This is a genomic window from uncultured Campylobacter sp. (genome assembly GCF_937921625.1).
GTDB lineage: Bacteria > Campylobacterota > Campylobacteria > Campylobacterales > Campylobacteraceae > Campylobacter_B.
This window is the reverse complement of the sequence record NZ_CAKZTI010000007.1, coordinates 1-14,802: the sequence shown is the minus strand read 5'-3', so window position 1 is coordinate 14,802 and position 14,802 is coordinate 1. Positions and strand designations below refer to the sequence as shown.

Genomic DNA, 14,802 nt, shown 5'->3' with positions numbered 1-14,802 from the left:
TTTTCCCTTCGTTATGGATATATTTAATATTATTTTTTAGCATATTAGAAAAATTTTCCTAAATTTAGGCTAAATTCGAGATATAAATTTATATATTTGTAGTCGCATTTTTTAGCTTTAAATTTCATAGACGATATACTGAGATACAAAAGAAAAATTGTGCAAATTTATATGAAATTCTAAAATTTTAATGTAAAATCGCCCGTATGAAAAAACTAATACCGGCGCTTAAGCAAGCGCAAAACCGACTCAAAAATTTTTTCCGCCTCTACGATACCGAGCTCATGCACCATGCATCAAGCCTTAGCTTTCACACGATTCTGGCGCTACTGCCGGTGCTGATGGTCTCGCTTAGCGTTTTTATGCAGCTGCCAAGCTTTAAAGGCTACTACGACAAGATTATGGGCTTTATCTTTTCAAACTTCCTGCCCGCAAATCAAGCGAGCATGGCACACTATATCGAGGAATTTATGGCTAACGGACTAAGCCTTGGCGTAACGGGCTTTTGCGCAGTGTTAGTTACGTCGGTGCTGTTTTTCGGGGACTTTGAAGCGATTATCGCGCGCATTTCGCATTCGCCCGAGCGAAGCTTTTTTAAGAGCCTAAGCACCTACTGGACGCTGATGACGCTCGCTCCTGTGGGGCTTGGAGCATCGTTTTATATCAGCGGCGAGCTTCAGGAGCTACTAAATAAAACTGAGCTTACGAGCTGGATAAATTTGCTTAAAATTCTACCCTACTTAATCGTTTGGGGGATTTTTGCTATCACTTACGCTACGGCGATCAACCGCGAGATCCGTGCAAAAGCGGTGCTTGCCTCATCGCTCGTAGCATCGATTTTATGGTGGCTTTCAAGACTGGTTTTTGCGCAATACGTCTTTTATAACAAAACCTATCTTAGCATATATGGCTCATTTTCGGTCGCGCTATTTTTCTTTCTGTGGATCTACATAAGCTGGATTTTCTACCTATACGGCGTGAAATTCTGCGTATTTTTGGACGCCAAATTTAAAAGAGGTGGCGAGCGACAAAGTGCTTGAAATTTTTAAATTTCATAACGAATTTTACGAAAGATTATAGTAAGAATTGACGATAATCGTATATTAATTGGCTGTTTAAACGATAAGTTATCGTCAGCGAAAGGATTAAATTTGAGCTCTCGTCTTTGCTCGGTCTATATACGAGCGATCTACTTTAAATTATAGAATTCCTTAAGGAGGAGAGAATGGCGTTTATTGCGGAGTATATTTCTAAAGAGGACTTGGAGAAATATGATATTATATACGCTGTTAATAAAATTAGAACAAAATTTAGAAAACCTTTATTGAGCGATCAAGATATTAGATGGTTAAATTGGGTAGTAGATAAACAAAAACAGACCTATCTTATCTTTATCGGTAGCCCTCAACTGCCGGATCCACGGGATGGCTATACAGGCGAGGATATTTGGTTGCTTCATTATAAAGGTAAAAATATCGAGCTTGATATAAGGCGAATTTATGATGAGACTACAAGTAAATATTTCACGGAAAATCCATTTAAAATCAAATATAAATTCCAAAGCGTAAATTCTGACATTGGAGATATTTCGATAGACGAGCTTTATAAAATTTTAAATGAAGCCTTGTCTGAGTATGGCAGCGGCGGTATTGAAAATAGGGAATATGTTCCAAAAGAACATGAAGTCGTAACTTTTCTGCACGATTAAAATCCAAAGAACCAATGAGCTGCATTTAAATACATCTGATATTTCACTATCAAATTTAAATTTTCTACTGCGCTATAAAACGCCCCACTCTTTTTTATATTCGTTTATTATCTCATCGGGCGTTCTTTCTCCCTTATCGACCTTGATAAGATCGATTATATCTTGCTCGTTTGCAAACATACCCTCTATCGCGTGGTTGCAGATGATAGATCTATTTTGCTCGTATTGTTTTCTACGCTCAGCTCGTCTTTATATTTTTCAAGTATAGCCAAACTCTTTTCTAAACTATAAACTTCCGGATATTTTTGCATGCTCTATCCCCTAGCAATATAAAATTTTATCAGCTGCGGCGCCCTATTAAAAAGCAAAGCTTAAGCAGGCAGACGCACTTTTTGCTACGAATAGCTTGCAAGTAGTTCGCACTTCGCCGCAGCTAAAGCAGATAACTATTAGATGACGGGAAATTTTACCGCAAGTAGCTCACAAATAAATTTAACAAAGCCCTTATCAAGCAAAAAACGAAGGAAAAGCCGTCAAAGAAAACTGCTACTCTCTTACGATGAAAGCTCCAGTAAATTTGCCATTATGCGCGAAATCTCTCGCCTCATCCTCGCTTTTAAATCCGCTTAAAAAGACGCGATAAATCGGCGCGCCATCTATGCTAAATTCTTTGATGATCGCAGGATATCCCGCCGTGCCATGATAATCGCGCTGATAAATTTGTGCGCCGCTTCTGTTTCTAAACGCACCGATTTGTACCATAAAATTTCCGCCGACGATGGTCGCTTTCGGCGAACCTTTAGCAATAGTGTGCCCATAAAAACCCACTACTTCGAGCTTTACAGGCGCCGTGCCTTTGGCAAATACGCCCACTAGATTGGCAGCTGTTTTGCTAAGATCAATGATGCGACCATCCACGAATGGACCGCGATCGTTGATGCGCACAGTTGCGGTAGCGCCGGTGTCGCGATTCGTGACCTTTACCATCGTATTCATTGGATAGGTTTTGTGCGCGGCGGTCATGCCGTTCATATCGTAAATTTCGCCGTTTGAGGTGTATTTGCCATGAAAATTCGGCCCATACCAGCTGGCGATGCCGATTTGAGTGTCACCGACGCTTACCTGCTCTGGATAGTAGGTTTTGCCGTTGATTTTATAAGGGCGCATGGTGGCGGGAGAGTTTTTGCCGATCTTGCCCGCACCGCCCGCAGACGATCTAGACGACGGTGCGGTGCGAAACGAGCAACCGGCAAGAATCAGCGCAAAAAGCACACTCAAAAGAGCGATTTTCTGGTACGGCACCTGCGATCCGATCTTATTTATTGAATTTTATATTATTTAGCGCTATTTCATTTTTGTCTTTGAGGCTAAGCTCGTTCGCCAAACCTGCTAACACGCGTCCTGGCTTGCGCTGTTTCAGACGTGGTTCATACGCTTGAAACGCGCCTTGGTTTACGACAAATTCTGCATATTTGCTTTGTGGGATATAAAAGAAGTACTTGCCGTTAAGCGGCGAAATTCCGTTTTTAATATGCGCGTTGTAATCCTGCATCTGCGATGGCGAAATTCCGATCTGTTTTGCAACCGCGCTTAGCTTTGTGCCCGGAGCTACGGCGATACGCTTTAGCCCCCACGGCTCGCTTTCAAAAAGCAGAATTTTACGCATATTTTCATTTTGAGCAATGTAAGCGTATTTAATAATGCGCTTGATAAAATTCTTAGTCTCCTTAGGAAGTGCAGGACTTTTTAGCAAGCGATCCAGATCATCGCTGCCAGTAGCTGCAATCGCATTTTTAAGCTTTTGATCGCCACAATTATACGCCATTAGCGCTAAATACCACTTGCCAAAATTTTGCTTCAGATGCAAAATATACGAAAACGCAGCATCCGTAGAGGCTGCGGGATCGCGACGCTCATCTACGGCGCTATCTACTCTAAGACCGAAATTTTTCGCAGTTGCCGGCATCAGCTGCCACATACCACCTGCGCTAGCGCCCGAAGTTACGGTGTTTTTAAGATGAGATTCTACCATTGCCAAATACAATAAGAATTCCGGAGCTTCGATGTTATCGACCTCGGATTTGACTAAGTATGCATTGTGCGACTGCGAAGTCACGATATGCTTAAACTGCTTGCGATCGCTTGCATTGATCGCACGGAATATGCCCGCAACTACGTTTTTGCTCGATTCGTTATTTTCGATGCCGAATTGATTTAAAATATAGTCGTGATTTGCGCGCATCAGACCGGGCTGGCTCGCAAACGCTTCGCCCACTAAAAGTAGGGCTAGCAGTATAAATTTTATGGCTTTCATATCTCTCCTTTGATTTTATCGCCAAAAAGCCTACAGGCGTTTTGAGTCGTTATTGCTTCGACCTCTTCTACGCTTAGGCTTAAAATTTCCGCGACTTTTTCTACCACGAGTCTCGTAAATGCAGGCTCGTTGCGCTCGCCGCGATGCGGATGCGGGGTTAGATATGGTGCATCCGTCTCGATTAAAAGGCGCTCTTGCGGAATTTGCGGTAAGATCTCAGCTAAGTTTTTTGCATTTTTGAATGTCAAAACTCCGCCGATACCGAAGTAAAATCCGTATTCGCTAAGACCTAGCAAAAGCTTGCTGGCATTGAAGCAGTGCAAAACACCGCCGCATAAATCGCCGGCACGATCTTTTAGAATTCCGAAGCTATCTTCGTTTGCTTCTCGGATATGGACTATAAGTGGTTTTTGAAGTTGTGTTGCTAGATCGATTTGTGAGATGAAGGCGTCTTTTTGGCGGGAGATTTCTAAGGCTTTGGCTTCCTTGCTCTCTTGATGCTTAAGTCTGAAGTAATCAAGCCCGCATTCACCAACGCCTACGCATTTGGGATCGTCAGCATACCGCTTCAGCACCTCCATATCGAAAGAATCTATCTCGTATGGATGCACCCCTACGGCAAAATACACATTATTCCGTGCGTGCGAAATTTTACATGCCTTATCTAGGTCTGCTACATCGGCACCGGGAATGATGATGCTGCGCACGCCTGCAATCGTGGCGCGCTCAATCACCGCGCCCAAATCGGCGTCGAAACTAGCATCGTCTAAATGGCAATGTGTATCTATAATCATAAAACTCACTTGATAAAATTTTTCGAAGCGGATTTTACGTCGTTTTGCAAAATCACACTTAAATTTAAATTAAACGCGGTATTGTAGCAAAAAATTTCAGATTTAAACTTAAGCTTAAAATTCCTTCAGCTTTGCCTTAGTTTTTTAGCGAATTCCAGGGCTTCTGCAGTAATCGTCTCGCCACTTATCATACGAGCTAGCTCTGTTATTTTCTCATTTTCGCTTAATAATCTCACGCTAGATTTGCCGTTCGTTTTACTTACTAAAAAGTGTGACGCAGCCTTTGAGCTAAGCTGCGGCTGGTGCGAGATCGCAAAAATTTGATAAAATTTTGAGATTTTTACCAGCACGTTTGCGATACTCATCGCCTCTTTTCCGCTTAAATTTGAATCGATCTCGTCTAAGATCAAAATTCCCTCGCCGTTATTTGTAAGCTCCAAGCTTGCCGCGATGAAAGCAAGGCGTAGGCGATTCGTCTCGCCTGAGCTTAAATTTTTAAATTCCGTCTTGCACAAGCTGACGCTAATTTCGTCCGTGCCGCACTCACTAAGAACCGCGGGCTTAAAACTAAGCTCCACTCCGTCCATATAAAGCTGCTTTAGATAGGAATTTATCAGATCCTCGAGCCGTTTTTTAGCGCCCTTGCGAGCCTCGCTAATTTTTTCGGCAAGGATAGTGGTGCTTTCGCTAAGGCGTTTAAATTCCGCTTGTAGCTTGGTTTTTTCAAAGCTTAACTGCTCGTAATGCTCAAGCTCTTTCTTGCGCGCTTCAAGCGTAGCTAAAGCCTCTTCTACGCTTCCGTAGCGCCTATTTAGCGCGCTAAGAGCTTCGATGCGATCTAAAATTTTCTCTATGTCGATGTTTTCGAGCTCGTCTAAATTTAAACTTTCTTGCTTTAGCCGCAGTTCGTTCATTGCATCCTCGAAAAACGCACTATCCAGTCCGCTAAGACTTAGCGCTTCGATGACGCTGCGTTCCAGCTCAAAAACGCCCTGCGCCCTAGCCCAAAGTTCCTCGATCTTATCTTTTTTACTAAGCTTTTTTTTGATCTGCAAAAGCTCCTCGTATTCGCCGATCTTAGGCGATACGCGCTCGATTTTTTCAATCTCGAAGCGAGCAAATTCCTTTAACTCCTCGATTTTGCGCTCTTGATCCAAAATTTCATCCAGCTGCTTTTTTGTGCGGCTAAATTCCACAAAAGCGCTTTGAAGCTCCGATAGGCTTTGCGCGTGCGCCGCATCTTTTTTCGCGGCGATAAAATCAAGTAATTTTAGCAAGCTGTCGCTACTCATTTCGCCGGCGTTTTTAGCGCCTAAAAATTTCACGTATTCGCCGGCGATCGTACTCAGATTTTTTTTCGAAACCGATTGAGAATTTATAAAGTATCGCAAGCTACGCTCTTTTAAGACGCGAAAAATATTTGGCGTATCGTTTATCAAGCCGAAATTTTCCATATCAAATTTATGTTCTACGTCCGCTTCTATGAGCTCTGCCTCGCATTCTTTAAGCCCAAACACCGCTAAAATAGCGCCTATTAATACCGATTTACCCGCGCCACTGATGCCTGTAAATACGCTAAGTCCCGGGCCAAAACTAAGCTCGCTCTCGCAAAAACCTAGATTATTTTTAATATAAATTCTTTCTAGCATCCGCCGTGCCCCCATCTGAGTTTGGCTTTTAAAACGTCGAAATAATCGTAGCTCCTGCGCTTTATCAAATTTGCCTTGGCGTGTGAAATTTTAGCGCTCATGCTGCTAAATTCCGTCATATCAAAAACGTCTTGTCCGTCGATGACGACGCTAACTTCGGAGTTTCCGGCGTTTTTGAAGCTTACGAGATATTCTTTGGGAAGGATCAAAGGCCGCTGCGTCAGGCTGTGCGAGCAGATCGGCGTGACGCAAAACACGTCGCACAGCGGATAGACGATCGGGCCGTTTGCGCTCATATTATACGCGGTCGAGCCCACGGCGGAGCTTACGATAACGCCGTCGCCGTAGTAGGTGTTGAAATATTTTCTGTTTAAAAAGGCGTCGATCTTCGCCATCGAAGAGATATGGCTGCGGGTGATTACGACGTCGTTAAATGCACTCTTGCGGACGATCTTGCCGCTGCCGTTTTCCAGTATAACTTCAAGCAAAAACGGGCGCTCGATCTCGTATTCGCCGCGTAAAAATTCCTTTAAAAATTTTGCAAATTCGCTCGGCTGCACGTCCGTTAAAAAGCCTAAAGTGCCTGCATTGATACCCAAAATAAAGGCGTTTTTATCGCTTAATAGCCTCGCAAGCCCGATGAGCGTGCCGTCGCCGCCGAGACTGATTAAAAAATTGGTCTTTTTTAAAATTTCTGCAAGCGTATGTGGCTTAAGGCCGAAAAATTCTGCTCCGTCCTCTTCAAGCAAAAGCTCAATACCTTGCGCTTTTAAAATTTCGCAAATTTGCTCCACGACGGGGCGAATCTCTTCTGATTTTTTGGCTATTAGCCCCGCGAATTTAAGGTTTTGATGAATTTTGTTTTCCATAGTTTTATTTTATAAAAAATTAGCTTTGTAAAAGCAAAATTTAACTATACTTGTGTTTTACAAATAAATTTAAAGGAGTAAAATTGCGAAGTCATTATTGCGCCGATTTGAGTAAAAACGATATCGGCAAAAGTGTAACCGTGTGCGGCTGGGTAAATTCTTACCGCGACCACGGTGGCGTGATTTTTATAGATTTGCGCGACCGAAGCGGGCTTTTACAGCTAGTCTGTGATCCCAAAGATAGCCATTCGGCATACGAGGTAGCAAATACCGTGCGAAACGAATTCGTCCTAAAAGCCGTCGGCAAGATCCGCGCTCGCGGCGAAGGGCTGGAAAATCCAAATTTAAAAACGGGCGACATTGAGGTCGTAGTAGAAAGCTTAGAGATCGAAAATCCAAGCAAGCCGCTTCCTTTCGTAATCGGCGATAAAAGCGTCAACGAAGAAACGAAGCTGAAATACCGTTTTTTGGATCTGCGCGCCGATGGAAGCTTCGATAAATTTAAGATGCGCTCCAAGGCTGCGATCGCCGCGCGAAACGCGCTCGATAGGCTCGGTTTTGTAGAGGTCGAAACGCCGATCTTAACGCGCGCGACGCCTGAGGGCGCTAGGGACTATCTAGTACCTAGCCGCGTCTATCCGGGCAGCTTTTACGCGCTTCCGCAAAGTCCGCAGCTTTTCAAGCAGCTTTTGATGTGCTCGGGCTTTGATAAATACTTCCAGATCGCGCGCTGCTTCCGCGATGAGGACCTGCGCGCCGACCGCCAGCCGGAATTTACGCAGATCGATATCGAGATGAGCTTCAATACCCAATACGACGTAATGAGCGTAGCCGAGGAGGTTTTAAAAGACATTTTCAAATCCTGCGGTCGCGAGATCGTCACTCCTTTTAGACATATGGAGTACAAAGACGCGATGGAGCTTTACGGCAGCGACAAACCCGATCTGCGCTACGATATGCCTTTCATCGACGTAGCCGATATTTTTGAAAAATCGAGCAACGAAATTTTTTCAAATTTAGCCAAAGACCGCAAGGCTAACCGTGTAAAAGCTCTTAAAGTCGAGGGCGGCGATCTGAAATTTAGCAAGCGCCAGATGCAAGGCTTTGAGGAATACGTGAAAAAATTCGGCGCGCAGGGACTTGCGTTTATCCAAGTAAAAGAGGATGGTCTAAAGGGGCCGCTGGTAAAATTCTTTGAAAAAAGCGAGCTGGACGAGCTCATCAAGCGCTGCGAGCTAAAGGTCGGCGACGTCGTATTTTTCGGCGCAGGCAAAAAGAAAATCGTGCTTGATTATATGGGTAGATTTAGAATTTTCCTCGCAAACGAGCTTGGTCTCATAGATCCGAACAGGCTTGAGTTTTTGTGGGTCGTAAATTTCCCTATGTTTGAGCAAAACGACGACGGCAGCTACTCTGCGATGCACCATCCTTTTACGATGCCGAACAATCCCGACGAGCCAGATTTGGAGGATATTACCTCGATTGCCTACGACGTCGTGCTAAACGGCATTGAGCTTGGTGGCGGCAGCATCAGGATCCATAAGGCGGACATTCAAGAAAAGGTCTTTAGGCTGCTTAAAATCGAGCCTGCGGAGCAGAGGGAGAAATTCGGCTTCCTGCTCGATGCGCTAAGCTTCGGCGCGCCTCCGCACGGAGGTATCGCGATCGGCTTTGACAGACTGATGATGCTCGTTACCGGCTCAAGCAGTATTCGCGAGGTTATCGCGTTTCCTAAAACGCAGCGCGCGCAGTGTCCGCTCACCAAAGCCCCTAGCGTCGTTACAGACGAGCAGCTTCGCGAGCTAGGTCTTAGGCTTCATAAGAAGGAGCAAAAATGAAAAGCCTTTTTCTAATCATCGGCGCTCCTGGCAGCGGCAAAACGACCGATGCGAGTATGATCGCTCAGATGAATCAAAGCATCGAGCACTACTCCACGGGCGATCTGCTACGCGCCGAGGTAGCAAGCGGCAGCGCTTTAGGCAGGCAGATAGACGGTTTCATTTCTAAAGGCAATCTCGTGCCGCTTGATATTGTCGTAAATGCTATCGTTAGCGCAATTAAGAGCTCGCCTAAAGACTTCATCATCATCGACGGCTATCCAAGAAGCGTCGAGCAGATGAATAAGCTAGACGAGGTACTGCGAGGCGACGATGATGTAAATCTTAGCGCAGTCATCGAGGTATGCGTTAGCGAGGAGGTCGCCAAGGAGCGCGTTTTAGGACGCGCTCGCGGAGCGGACGATAACGAGGAGGTCTTTAAAAACCGCATGGCGGTATTTTCAGAGCCGATCGAGGATATCCGTAAATTTTACGGCGACGCGGGCGTATTTTACAGCGTAAACGGCGAGCGCACGGTCGAGGAGATCGTAGCGGACATAAACGCTATAATCGCCGCGCAGATCGAAAAATTAGGCTAGCACGCTTGGATGGCGGCTTAAATTTAAAGCGCACCCAGCTTCTTTTTCGTATTGCAAGCGGCGCAGATCGTGGATCGCACTTAAATTTAATGCGCCTCTGAAGCGAGCGCGCCTTTAAATTTATAGCTTGCCGTTGCGCGAGATAATTAAAAATTTAAGCGTAAATTTAAGCAGCTCGCCGTGTAAATTTAAATGCACGCGTCAAATGCGAGCGGATTTTAAATTTAATGAAATTTCGGATCTGTTTGCAAATGCAGAGATTAAAATTTAAGGATAGATATGGTTAGAAAATTTTTACTTAGTATGGCTTTGTGTGCGGCTGCATTCGGCGCGGGCGGGTTCGTGCCAAGCGGCTCCGCGGCGCAAAATCAGCCGTCAAGCGTCAAAGAAGCGCTTAAATTAAGAGATGATTCTTCTGTCGTAATCGACGGCAAGATAAAATCTCAACTCAAACACGAGCATTATAGATTTGTGGATCAAAACGGCGATAGCATCGAGGTTGAGATCGACGATGACGTTTGGCGCGGCGTGAGCGTGGATGAAAATACGCTCGTGCGAATCACTGGCGAGATCGACAAGGATTTTACTAAAACGACAATAGACGTGAAAAATATCAAAATTTTAAATTCTAAATAAAGGAAAACTATGGATCTTTCAAAGATAAAAGTGGGCTCAAACCCCGATAAAATCAACGCAGTAATCGAGATCCCTTACGGCTCGAATATCAAATACGAGATCGACAAAGCAAGCGGTGCGCTTTGCGTCGATCGCGTGCTATACGGCGCGATGTTTTATCCCGCAAACTACGGCTTTGTGCCCAACACCCTAGCCGACGACGGCGATCCTGCGGATGTTTTGGTGCTAAACGAATACCCGCTTGCCGCAGGCAGCGTGATCCCGTGCCGCCTAATCGGCGTTTTGATGATGGAGGACGAAAGCGGCATGGACGAGAAGCTACTTGCCGTGCCGGTTAGCAAGATCGATCCGCGATATGAAGGTATCAAAGGGGTCTCCGATCTGCCTAAAGCGACGCTGGATAAAATTAAAAATTTCTTCGAAACCTACAAGCTTTTAGAGCCAAATAAATGGGTCAAAGTAAAGGATTTCGCAAGCGCCGCGGAGGCCGAGAAAATCCTAGACAAAGCGATTAAGGCTTATAAATAATACATTTTTGCGTACTCGGCGCGAAAATTTAATCAAAATTTGACCGACCCGTTCGGTCAAATTTATCGTTAAATTTTAATTCTACAAATTTTCAAAATCTTATAATATTTTAAATTCCGTGCAATTTTAACTGGAGCCCGCGCTTGGTTTTTATCACTCGTTTTTCGGCGGCTAAGTAGTCTGGATTATTTAAATAAAATTTTTTAAAACTACATTGCGCGAAATAGTGCTACGGGGATCGGAGCTCTACAAACTAATGGCAGAAAAATTCCGTGGGCCAAAAGGTTTCATAGAGATCGCAGTTAAAATTTCAAAATTCGCTATCTTAATTTTGAAAGAGACCGCGGGCGTCATTGCAAAATTACAGAGCTGACATCATAGCAGACAGGAGCCTTTGGGCTGCCGCGCTACGTAAAATTTTAAAATTTAAAAACACCACAAAATCAGACGATACCATGTAATTGGTAAGCCTCAGATAGCGGTAAAATTTCTTTACCGAAAGCGTAGCGGCATCTGTGTGGTTACGTGCTTTGTAAAATTCTATAAATTTTTCGCTAGATCGTCGCAGAATAAAATTTGACCCACTCTTTTTATATAAACTTTTGCCGATCTAGAAAGCAGTCGGGAGATTTGATAAACAATACCCTTGTTGATACGCTTAAAAAGGAGTTGCGGTTTTACCGAGCCGTTTAAAAATTTTAAAGATTAAAATTTGGACTAGATATTAAATTTAGTCCAAATTTTATTGAAATTTACAGGGTAAGCTCGAAGGTCAGTTTGAAATTTCGCCCCGGAGCGTAGAAGCGGTTGATTCCCAGGCTATCTGATTTGCGGACCATATTCGTAGTGCCGAAAGACCTTACCGATCTAGCCGATTCCCAGGTTAGATATTTTTCGTCGGTTATGTTGTAGCAGCCGAATCTGAAGGTTAAATTTTTAGTTGGCTTGGTGTATGCCACTAGGTCTAGCACTTTGTAGCTGGTGCTTAACCAGTGCGCTCTGTAATCGGTCACCTGGCGCCCGTTTATAGGATCTCCGCTTTGCCTCTCGTTTTTCCAAAACATATTGTAGGTATCTTCGGGCTTTTTAGCCGATACGGTCGTAAGGTATATATCAACTCCGAATTTGTCATTTTTCTCGGCATAGCCCACGTTATATACCGAAGTTTTTGGCTGTATCGCATTCATCGGCACTAAACCGTCATCATCGGTTAAAATTTTTCCCTTTTGTTTCGTAAATTTATATCCTACATAAAATCCGCCCAGACTATCGGAGATATCGCTTAGGTTAAATTTAGAGCTTATCTCTATGCCGTTTACCTTGGCTCTTTGTCTGTTTACGTTTTGATACATATCGAAATCAAGCGCGCTATTTGCGTTTGTATTTACTCTTTTTGTGCCTTGGTATTCCAGATCCAAGAAGTCTTGATAGTCCGTCTTAAATCTACTAAGCGTGATAAAACTCTGACTTTCGCTATGAAATGTAACGGCCACCTCTTTGGTTTTGGCTATTTCAGGTCTTAGATCCACATTCGGCTTTATCGTAAAATCGGGATGCTTAAACGCAAGATATAGCTCGTCCGTAGTAGGGGCTCTAAAGGCTTTTGAATACTTCGTTTGAATTCTTACGAACTCAAGTGGGTTAAAATTTAAACCCACGGCGTAGGAGTTGTTTTTATACTCCTTCGGCTTTGACATGTACTCTATATTTCGCTCAGCATTCGTTGCATTCAGCGCATCGACTTCGGCTTGCTTTGCTAGGTATGCGTTCCTGGCTGCCACATAATCCGACCAATTTGGATAGTCGCTCCACTTAGGCTCTGGAAGTGGATTTTTCGCAAGCGGTATAAATAGCCCCTCAACCATACCGTCAGGGATCTTTGGAGTCTTGCCCGGAACATAGCCCGGCTTATATCTTACTCTATCGTATCTATAGGCTAGATTGAAATCAAAAAAGTCATTTACTATAACGTCGTCCGCTACGTGAAAGACTCCGTTTTTGCTTTCGACCGGTATTAAAAATGATGTTTCAGGCTCAGTTTTAGGGCATTTCAGTGCATTGAATGCATCTGCACCTTGGCAGTCACCTGGAGCGGTATCTGCCCACCATTGAGGATTCGTAGCGTCAAAACCCGCCCTATTTACCATAGATTTATCGGTTTTTATATATTTTAGTCCATATGAAAGGCTATTTTCCACACTCAAAAGATTAAAATCTTTGCTAAAATCCAGATCAAACTGCTTAGTATCGGTATTTAGATCCCTCTCTTTCCAGTCTCTTTCAAGATAGCCCTGTGAGTTTGGTAAAAGCATATTAAATTCATTAGAATCTTGTTTGACTATGCCATTAGTATAACTAGGTTTAATTACCTTATATCTCTTTCCGTTTAAGGTCTCTTCGTGTATATCAAATTCATAATTCTTTCCATTTGAACCCGTAAAATTATAGGTTGGACTATTCAGAGGCAGACTCATTTTTTCTATTGGATCAGAATTGAAGGGAATTCTATAAAGCGTTAACGGACCGTTACAGTTAAATTCTTCGCAGTTTAATTTCATATTACTTATATTTGGAATGGCATAACCCGATAAATACGTTTTTCCATTTGAATCAATTAATCTCGTCATTCCTCCCGGACCGCCTCTATCTATGTTAAATTCGTTTCCGTTTGAGTCTACTATATTATTGTTGCCATCTCTTTTTATTATAGGGTTTGCTATTTCTGCGCAATTATCGCCTCTGCAATACTCCTCCGTTCTGGCTCTTTGTTTGATTCTTTGATTAGAGAATGAAAATTTTACGCTATCCCAAAGCGGCGTTTCGGTAAAATTTTCGTAAGCGATACCTCTATTTTCTCTCTTACTAAGATCGTCCGTGTATCTCTCTCCGAGCTTGCTTTCGAAAAAATCGGGATTAGTAATCGATCTTGGATAGAGCGTATATGAGTAGTCGTTGCCTTTCGATCTATTTTTAGAATCATCATTCATGAGGGTAATTCTATTTTCATCATTTGGCTGAAAGGATATTTTAACTAAGGTGCTCTCTTTTTTGATGGTATAAGGATCGGTTTGCTCCCTCTCCCTTCCTCTGACGCTATCGTCGTAAGTGCCGTATCCGTAGTTTCTAAGCTCGTGAGAATTTCTATCGGTTCTGATTACTAAAAAATCAAACCAATTAACTTTCGCAGCAAGAGTATGAGATCTCATTTTTTCCTTATCTCTGCTGGAAATGCCCGCTTTAAAGCCGTAAAACCAATTTTTATCGATTAAATAATCCCGTGCATCCTTGGTCTCGAACATAACGGAGCCTCCAAGTGCGCCAGAACCCGCTTTTATCGAGTCTGCGCCCTTGGTGATAGTCGCTTGTTTGACGTTTTCCATCTCGACGCCGTTTCTCGTGTTGTTAAAATTCCCGTATCCTTCAAAGATCTCTTTAAAGCCTTGCGAGCTTAAAGTCTCTGCTTGATGAAGTCCGTCTATCGTGATGGCGACGCGGTTTTCGTCCACTCCGCGGATTGAGTAACCGCTAGAGCCCATCCTGCCAGATTCTACGACGCTAACCCCCGTTTCATATTTTACGAGGTCTCTAGTGTCGGAGACTTGCTGCTTTTCTAGCGTTTTGGCGCTCTTTTTTGTTTCGCCGACTTTTTTGGTAAGCGGGTCGCTTTCTACGTTTCCCGTAACATTGATCTGCCCTAAATTTTGGGAGTTGCCTTCGCTATCATCCTGTGCAGCTAAAGTGGCCGCGCATAAACAAAGCGCTCCCACCGCTGCAATGGAAAACCTAAATAAGCTCATTTTGATCCTTTTATAATACTATTTCTCATAGGCGTTATTAAAAAGAGCAGTATATTAGTGAAAAATTCTTTAAATTTAAATTAGAAAGAAT

The 14,802-nt window shown here is 43.5% G+C and carries 12 protein-coding genes and 1 pseudogene; 6 read left to right on the top strand and 7 right to left on the bottom strand.

What is annotated here, in order from left to right; all coding sequences use genetic code 11:
• Positions 1-206 precede the first annotated feature (206 nt).
• On the top strand, positions 207-1,040 hold the full coding sequence (locus tag Q0101_RS01140) for a YihY family inner membrane protein (protein WP_297941544.1): 834 nt from the start codon (positions 207-209) through the stop codon (positions 1,038-1,040).
• A 185-nt stretch (positions 1,041-1,225) separates the two neighbouring features.
• Positions 1,226-1,708, top strand: coding sequence for a hypothetical protein (locus tag Q0101_RS01135; RefSeq protein WP_297905386.1), 483 nt, complete (start codon positions 1,226-1,228; stop codon positions 1,706-1,708).
• Between the two features lie 72 nt (positions 1,709-1,780).
• Here the strand turns inward: Q0101_RS01135 and Q0101_RS01130 are convergent.
• The 6 genes and pseudogenes from Q0101_RS01130 to Q0101_RS01105 form a co-directional block, all read right to left on the bottom strand.
• Positions 1,781-2,019 (bottom strand): annotated as a pseudogene (locus Q0101_RS01130) (hypothetical protein).
• A 235-nt stretch (positions 2,020-2,254) separates the two neighbouring features.
• Positions 2,255-3,010, bottom strand: coding sequence for a septal ring lytic transglycosylase RlpA family protein (locus Q0101_RS01125; protein ID WP_297941543.1), 756 nt, complete (start codon positions 3,008-3,010; stop codon positions 2,255-2,257).
• Positions 3,011-3,023: 13 nt separating this feature from the next.
• Positions 3,024-4,022 carry a lytic transglycosylase domain-containing protein gene (locus tag Q0101_RS01120; RefSeq protein WP_297941542.1) on the bottom strand — a complete coding sequence of 333 codons (999 nt, stop codon included), beginning with the start codon at positions 4,020-4,022 and terminating at the stop codon, positions 3,024-3,026.
• A complete protein-coding gene (locus Q0101_RS01115; protein WP_297941541.1) occupies positions 4,019-4,816 on the bottom strand; it encodes a TatD family hydrolase in 798 nt (265 codons plus the stop codon). The genes Q0101_RS01120 and Q0101_RS01115 overlap by 4 nt, the downstream gene beginning before the upstream one ends.
• 125 nt (positions 4,817-4,941) lie before the next feature.
• On the bottom strand, positions 4,942-6,465 hold the full coding sequence (locus Q0101_RS01110) for an AAA family ATPase (protein ID WP_297941540.1): 1,524 nt from the start codon (positions 6,463-6,465) through the stop codon (positions 4,942-4,944).
• A complete protein-coding gene (locus tag Q0101_RS01105; protein WP_297941539.1) occupies positions 6,459-7,334 on the bottom strand; it encodes an NAD(+) kinase in 876 nt (291 codons plus the stop codon). Before Q0101_RS01105 ends, Q0101_RS01110 begins: the two co-directional genes overlap by 7 nt.
• A gap of 83 nt (positions 7,335-7,417) precedes the next feature.
• Here Q0101_RS01105 and aspS point away from each other — a divergent pair, with 83 nt between their 5' ends.
• The 4 genes from aspS to ppa all read left to right on the top strand — a co-directional run bounded on the left by aspS (position 7,418) and on the right by ppa (position 10,914).
• Positions 7,418-9,172 carry an aspartate--tRNA ligase gene (gene aspS, locus Q0101_RS01100; RefSeq protein WP_297882756.1) on the top strand — a complete coding sequence of 585 codons (1,755 nt, stop codon included), beginning with the start codon at positions 7,418-7,420 and terminating at the stop codon, positions 9,170-9,172.
• A complete protein-coding gene (locus Q0101_RS01095; RefSeq protein ID WP_295151487.1) occupies positions 9,169-9,750 on the top strand; it encodes an adenylate kinase in 582 nt (193 codons plus the stop codon). The genes aspS and Q0101_RS01095 overlap by 4 nt, the downstream gene beginning before the upstream one ends.
• Before the next feature lie 279 nt (positions 9,751-10,029).
• Positions 10,030-10,386, top strand: coding sequence for a NirD/YgiW/YdeI family stress tolerance protein (locus Q0101_RS01090; RefSeq protein ID WP_297941537.1), 357 nt, complete (start codon positions 10,030-10,032; stop codon positions 10,384-10,386).
• Positions 10,387-10,395: 9 nt separating this feature from the next.
• Complete coding sequence (gene ppa, locus Q0101_RS01085; RefSeq protein WP_005871687.1) at positions 10,396-10,914, top strand: inorganic diphosphatase; 519 nt, start codon at positions 10,396-10,398, stop codon at positions 10,912-10,914.
• 752 nt (positions 10,915-11,666) lie between these two features.
• Here ppa and Q0101_RS01080 read toward each other — a convergent pair.
• Positions 11,667-14,711, bottom strand: a complete 3,045-nt coding sequence (locus Q0101_RS01080) for a TonB-dependent receptor (RefSeq protein ID WP_297941536.1) — start codon at positions 14,709-14,711, stop codon at positions 11,667-11,669.
• Between the last annotated feature and the right edge of the window lie 91 nt (positions 14,712-14,802).